Annotated in this window: 6 protein-coding genes; all 6 read left to right on the top strand. The window is 68.0% G+C overall.

Translation table 11 applies throughout. The features are described 5' to 3' along the window. The first annotated feature begins 50 nt into the window (after positions 1–50). The 6 genes from DKT69_RS07905 (at position 51) to DKT69_RS38195 (ending at position 5,196) form a co-directional block, all read left to right on the top strand. A complete protein-coding gene (locus tag DKT69_RS07905) occupies positions 51–554 on the top strand; it encodes a hypothetical protein (RefSeq protein WP_109800923.1) in 504 nt (167 codons plus the stop codon). Between the two features lie 149 nt (positions 555–703). Continuing rightward, positions 704–1,621: a pyridoxal 5'-phosphate synthase lyase subunit PdxS gene (gene pdxS, locus DKT69_RS07910; RefSeq protein WP_109800924.1), complete on the top strand. Its 918-nt coding sequence runs from the start codon at positions 704–706 to the stop codon at positions 1,619–1,621. A 5-nt stretch (positions 1,622–1,626) separates the two neighbouring features. Continuing rightward, complete coding sequence (gene pdxT, locus DKT69_RS07915) at positions 1,627–2,232, top strand: pyridoxal 5'-phosphate synthase glutaminase subunit PdxT (protein ID WP_109800925.1); 606 nt, start codon at positions 1,627–1,629, stop codon at positions 2,230–2,232. A 218-nt stretch (positions 2,233–2,450) separates the two neighbouring features. Beyond that, positions 2,451–3,203 carry a YebC/PmpR family DNA-binding transcriptional regulator gene (locus tag DKT69_RS07920; RefSeq protein ID WP_109800926.1) on the top strand — a complete coding sequence of 251 codons (753 nt, stop codon included), beginning with the start codon at positions 2,451–2,453 and terminating at the stop codon, positions 3,201–3,203. A 10-nt stretch (positions 3,204–3,213) separates the two neighbouring features. Further along, positions 3,214–4,785: a recombinase family protein gene (locus tag DKT69_RS07925; RefSeq protein WP_109800927.1), complete on the top strand. Its 1,572-nt coding sequence runs from the start codon at positions 3,214–3,216 to the stop codon at positions 4,783–4,785. Positions 4,786–5,025: 240 nt separating this feature from the next. Next, positions 5,026–5,196, top strand: coding sequence for a hypothetical protein (locus DKT69_RS38195; RefSeq protein ID WP_161557781.1), 171 nt, complete (start codon positions 5,026–5,028; stop codon positions 5,194–5,196). The last annotated feature ends 1,489 nt before the right edge of the window (positions 5,197–6,685 follow it).

Here is a 6,685-nt window from a genome sequence, read left to right on the forward strand (position 1 = left end):
CGCGTCGGCGGCAGCCGCGCCGAACCGGGCGGGAACGGAGCAGCACTACGATGCCGGGCATGTGGTGGGTGGTGGGCACGATCCTGGTCGTCGGGCTCGTCGCGGCGTACCTGATCTGGACGGCCGGCCGGGTCGAGCGGCTGCAGGCCCGCGCGGAGTCGGCGGCTCGGGCGCTCGACGCGCACCTGCTGCGCCGCGCGGCGGCCGCGGCGGTCCTGGCCGAGCAGCGGTACGGCGTGGAGCTGTACGCGGCGGCGCGGATCGCCCTGGACGCCCCGCCGGAGGAGCGGGAGGCGGCCGAGAACGACCTCACCCGGCAGTTGCGCGCGGTCGAGCTGGACCCGGCCGACCCGGCGTGTGAGGCGGTGATCGCGGCCAGCCGACGGCTGGCGCTGGCCCGACAGGTGCACACCGACCTGGTTCGGGACGCGCGGTCGGCGCGCGGCCGCCCCCTGGTACGCCTGTTCCGGATGGGGCGCCGGCACCAGTGGCCGCGCTACTTCGACGTCGACGACCCCACCCTCGCCGTCCCGGCGGACGTCACCACCGGCTGACCCGGTGCCGGCCGCTCAGCGGCCCTGGTCAGGGGTGATGCGGGCCACACCGCAGGCCACCGTGGGTCTGATTGGCTGTCGGACCGGCGTTGACCTCGTCGTAGCATTTTCGCAGCCACCCCCTGAGCACGCCCAAGGAGCGATGACCCGTGTCCGAATCCACCTCCCCGAACGCCAACGCCACGCCCGTCGTCGGCACCGCCCGAGTCAAGCGGGGCATGGCCGAGATGCTCAAGGGCGGCGTGATCATGGACGTGGTCACCGCCGAGCAGGCCAAGATCGCCGAGGACGCCGGCGCGGTCGCCGTGATGGCGCTGGAGCGGGTGCCCGCGGACATCCGCGCGCAGGGCGGCGTCTCCCGGATGAGCGACCCGGACATGATCGACGGCATCATCGAGGCCGTCTCGATCCCGGTGATGGCCAAGGTCCGCATCGGCCACTTCGTCGAGGCGCAGATCCTGCAGTCGCTCGGCGTCGACTACATCGACGAGTCCGAGGTGCTGACCCCGGCCGACTACGCCAACCACATCGACAAGTGGGCCTACACCGTCCCCTTCGTCTGCGGCGCGACCAACCTGGGTGAGGCGCTGCGCCGGATCACCGAGGGCGCGGCGATGATCCGCTCGAAGGGCGAGGCGGGCACCGGTGACGTCTCCAACGCCACCACCCACATGCGCAAGATCCGCCAGGAGATCCGCCGGCTGCAGTCGCTCCCGGAGGACGAGCTCTTCGTCGCCGCCAAGGAGCTGCAGGCGCCGTACGAGCTGGTCAAGGAGGTCGCCCAGACGGGCAAGCTGCCGGTGGTGCTGTTCACCGCGGGCGGCATCGCCACCCCGGCCGACGCCGCCATGATGATGCAGCTCGGCGCGGAGGGCGTCTTCGTCGGCTCGGGCATCTTCAAGTCCGGCAACCCGGCCCAGCGGGCCGCCGCGATCGTCAAGGCGACCACCTTCCACGACGACCCGGACGTGCTCGCCAAGGTCTCCCGTGGTCTGGGCGAGGCGATGGTCGGCATCAACGTCGACGAGATCCCGCAGCCGCACCGCCTGGCCGAGCGCGGTTGGTGACGCCGATGGGTGGCCAGCCGAAGATCGGGGTGCTCGCCCTCCAGGGCGACGTGCGCGAGCACGTCGCGGCCCTGGCCGGGGCCGGCGCCGACGCCCGCCCGGTACGCCGTCCGGCGGAGCTGGACGCGGTCGACGGGCTGGTCATCCCCGGCGGCGAGTCCACCACCATCAGCAAACTCGCCGACATCTTCGAGATGCGCGAGCCGATCGACAAGCGGATCGCCGGCGGCATGCCGGTCTACGGGTCCTGCGCCGGCCTGATCATGCTGGCCACCGAGGTCCTGGACGGCCGGCCCGACCAGCGCGGTTTCGCCGGCATCGACATGACGGTGCGGCGCAACGCGTTCGGCCGGCAGGTCGACTCGTTCGAGGCGCCGGTGGCGATCGCCGGGGTCGAGGGCGACCCGTTCCACGCCGTCTTCATCCGGGCCCCCTGGGTCGAGCGGGTCGGCGCGGGCGTCGAGGTGCTGGGCCGGGTCACCGAGGGGCCGGCCGCGGACCGGATCGTCGCGGTCCGGCAGGGCAACCTGGTGGCCACCTCGTTCCACCCGGAGCTCACCGGCGACCTGCGGCTGCACCGCTACTTCGTGGAGCTGGTCCGGGCCGCCTGAGGGGTCCGACCCGGGCCTCCCTCCCGCCGGGAGGGGGGCCCGCTCCACGCCCGGCCCGGTGCGCGTGTGACACCGGGGGGAGTGACCTCGGTAGGATTGCCGCGGTTCGGCAGGGCTCACCGCCCGCCGCAGCCCTCCACCCGACCAGCCGCCGGTGCAGGCGGTGGAGCTGGCGCGGACAGTCGACGCAGGCGTGAGTCAACAGACGGAGGTATGAGATGTCCGGCCACTCAAAGTGGGCGACCACCAAGCACAAGAAGGCCGTCATCGACGCCAAGCGCGGCAAGATGTTCGCCAAGCTGATCAAGAACGTCGAGGTCGCGGCCCGGACCGGCGGCGGCGACCCCGCCGGCAACCCGACGCTCTACGACGCCATCCAGAAGGCGAAGAAGAACTCCGTCCCGAACGACAACATCGACCGCGCGGTCAAGCGCGGCTCGGGCCTGGAGGCCGGCGGCGCCGACTGGCAGACCATCATGTACGAGGGCTACGGCCCGAACGGCGTGGCGATGCTGATCGAGTGCCTCACCGACAACCGCAACCGCGCCGCCACCGAGGTGCGCACCGCGCTGACCCGCAACGGCGGCTCGCTCGCCGACGCCGGCTCGGTGTCGTACATGTTCTCCCGCAAGGGCGTGGTGATCGTGCCCAAGACCGGCACGACGGAGGACGACGTGATGATGGCGGTCCTCGACGCCGGCGCCGAGGAGGTCAACGACCTCGGTGAGGCGTACGAGGTGGTCTCCGAGCCGACCGACCTGATCGCGGTCCGCACCGCGCTGCAGGACGCCGGCATCGAGTACGAGTCGGCCGAGTCCTCCCTCATCCCCAGCATGAACGTGCCGCTGGACGAGGAGGGCGCGCGCAAGGTCTTCAAGCTGATCGACGTGCTGGAGGACTGCGACGACGTGCAGAACGTCTACGCGAACTTCGACGTGCCGGATGAGACGCTAGCACAAATCGAGGTGTAGCCTCCGCCCTGTGCGCGTACTTGGGGTGATCCGGCTTAGCCGGGAGACGGACGAAACCACGTCGCCTGAGCGGCAGCGGGCCGGGTTGACCGCGTGGGCCGTGGCCCACGGGCACATCATCGTTGGCTGGGCTGAGGATTTGGACGTGTCCGGGGCGGTAGCCCCGTGGGAACGGCCGGAGTTGGGGCGGTGGCTGGGCGACCAGCCTCCCGCCCCTTTCGACGTTGTGGCGGGAATGAAGATCGACCGCATTTCCCGTTCCCTGCTGCACTTCGTCCAACTGATCGACTGGGCCCGGGAGCGCGGGAAGCACGTTGCCGCGTACATGGATGCCGTGGACACGTCCACGGATACCGGGGAGCTAGTCGCCAAAGTTCTAGCGATCTTCGCTGAGTTTGAGCGTAAGACGATTGCCGCCCGTTCCGCCGATTCCCGGCGGCACGCCCGCCAGGAGGGCCGTTGGCACGGCGGCAGCATCGCTTACGGCTACCGGAAGGCGCGGCACCCCTCCGGGAAGGGTTACGTCCTGGCGCACGATCTAGACGCCCTGCCGACTTTGCGGGGCATCGTGGCTGACGTGATCGACGGCAAGAGCACTGCCAGTATCGCCCGGGAGCTGAACGCCCGTGGCGTTCCCTCGCCCCGTGACCATGCGGCGGCCCGGGACGGGAAAACCCGGGCTCACAAGGACGGGACGCCCCGGAAGCCTCAAGCGTGGACCGATACGACGCTGCGGCGCATGCTCGTTTCCCGGGCCCTGCTGGGCCAACTTGAGCACATGGGCCGCGTAGTGCGGGATACGGACGGGCTACCCGTCCAGCGGGCGGAACCGCTGATCCCGGAGGCGGATTGGAAGGCGTTGCAGCACGCACTAGACGGGAAGCGCAAACCCAAGTACCGGGCCGCTCCGGCGGCCCTGTTGAGCGGTCTAGCTTTCTGCGGCGAGGATGGTTCACCGCTTCACTTTCATTGGATGGTGAAGCCGGAGCGGAACCAGGAATACCGCTACTACCGTTGCTCTGGCCGTACTCAGCGGGGTTTGAAGTGTGAAGCGAAAGCACCCCGGGCGGAGACGGTGGAGGCTGACGCCCTGGCCGTGTTCCTGGGCATGGTCGGTGACCTTGAGGTGATGGAACGCCGGCTAATCCCGGGCGAGGATCACACGGCGGAGCTGGCCCGCGTAGACCAGGCGCTCACTGAGCTACGGGACGACCGGGCCGCCGGTCTGTACTCCGGCGACCGGGGAACCGCTGAGTATCGGTCCATGTACCTGAGCCTTGAGGGCAAGCGGGCCGCCCTGGCGGAGCTTCCCAATGTCCCGGACCGCTGGGACATGGTGCCCACCGGGCGGACGTTCCGTGAGACGTGGGACGCCCTGGCGACGGTGGAGGAACGGCGGGCGTTCCTGGCTGACGCTGGCCTCCGGGTGAACGTGCACGCTGAGCCTGTCCGTACGCGGTCCCTGTTCCCTGGTGAACCTTCCGGGCCCGCTACTGGTGGGCGGGTGTCGGTGGAGATTCCGCACGACCTACAGCGGCGGGTGTTGGAGCATGCGGCCAGGTTGACCAGCGGGACGCCCTGAGCGGCCCGTAGAACGACGAACTAACCCCGGTAGGTGTCCGTGCCTGCCGGGGTTTCTCTATGCCCTCACAACGGCTGACAGCGGACCAGCGGTGACCGCGTTTACACGGGCGGCTGCCCTGTTGGGGCATGAAACCATCATCAGCACCAGGGGGCCACGGGCCACCCCGACTGGGGCCCGTTCCAATCAATGACGTTTACACGCGGGGTTGAACCCTGCCCAAAAACAGGAGGTTTCCCAATGAACGCTGATAGGTGCATCACCTGGGAGGGTCACACCATTTACGCCCCGGAGGGTCTGAGCGTGGCGGAATGGGCTGACGCCGCCTCCGATGATCCGGCCATGAGTGAGGCTGACGTGTTGAGCATTTGGGAGATTGCTCAGGCGTTCGCCGATGAGGGGATCATGTGAACGGCGGGCCGGAGTGCCCGCACGGCACTAAGACTCTTTCTGCGGACCAGCGACGCTGGCTGTGTCCTTCCGAGGTTTCCCCGTGTGGCCCGGAGGATGTTTCTCCGGCTACCGCGCACTATGTGGCGAACGCGCGCACGGTCCGGGAGGTGCCGCCCCGGAAGCGGGCGGAGCCTACGCGGGATTTCAGCGCGGTTCCCGTATGGGAGTGGCAGGCTGCCATTCGTGACGCTGAAGACGTCACGGGAAAGCGGCAAGAGGTTGCGTTTATCCTCTCGACGTATGCCACCCCAAAGACGGGACGGGACGTGCGGCCGGCGGCGAGCACGGTTGCGAAAGCTGCTGGCGTCCAACGGCAGAACGTTTACACGCACATCAACGGGCTAGCTGGTGACGGTTGGCTAGCCCACTACGCGACCCACCGGGGCGGCGTAAAGGTGTATGCCCTGACGATCCCTGAGCGGTAGGTGTCTGCGACCGCAGACAGGGGATGTCTGCCCCGGCAGACAGGGGATGTCTGTCACCGCAGACACAACCTTCCCAATGACCCTCCCAAGAGGGTCCCATTAAGTAACGGGCACCTACGGGTGCCCTTTCGCCTTGGTGGGTTGAACAGACAACGGCAGTAGTTAAGGGCAGCCTTACGGGCTGCCTACTACCAACAACCCCTCAACCTCAACCACCCCGGCTAGACCCAAGAGAGAGTTTCGCGTTGATCTTGAGACAGGAGGTGACTGTTGGCGACGCTTAAGCTATGCAACGGCAACCAGGGAAGATGCCCCGTGATGCTGCCGGGCAGCGGACCGGATTACTGCGATGAGCACCAGGACGATACGGGGACGGCACGGAAGCCGGCCCCGGTACGTAACCCCGTCCGCTGCTCGGTTGAGGTGCCTCACGTAACGAACACGGGTTACCGTCCCCGGCTGATTCCGCCGGGGGGTAGTCGAGGGTTCCGAACCAGCGGCACATACGGACGGATGCGCCGGGCATTCCTGCGGGCAGCAATCGACCAGGGCACCCGGTGCTGTTTCTGTGGCTTCCCCGTGGGGAGAGACGCAACCGTTGAGCACACGGATTACAGCAACCCGCTAGACATGCGCTCATGGCTCGTTGCCTGCCACACAGGCAACACGGTATGGGGCAACAGGATGACCTCACGGGGACGCAAGGGCCCACGCCCTGATCCGTACGCGCCTACCGTGCTGTAAAACCCGCTGAAACGGCCTGTGAGCCGTTTGCAGAGCTTTAGAGGGTATGGGGTAGGCCCGGCGCTAGCGGGCCCTTAGAAAGCGTCACAGCGGGCTAATCGGGGTACCACGGCACACAAATAACTCTGGGCGATTACTTCTGGATTCCCTATGTCTTAGGCCCGTTTTTGTGCGCGTGACTTCGTGACCATTCCCGGTCACGTTTACATGAAACCGCGGCTTGACCTGCGGAAACGCACGAACCAGCGTGACAAACACCGTGACCATTCCGTGACATT

The sequence above is a fragment of the Micromonospora sicca genome (assembly GCF_003172935.1).
In the GTDB taxonomy this organism is placed as follows: Bacteria; Actinomycetota; Actinomycetes; order Mycobacteriales; family Micromonosporaceae; genus Micromonospora; species Micromonospora sicca.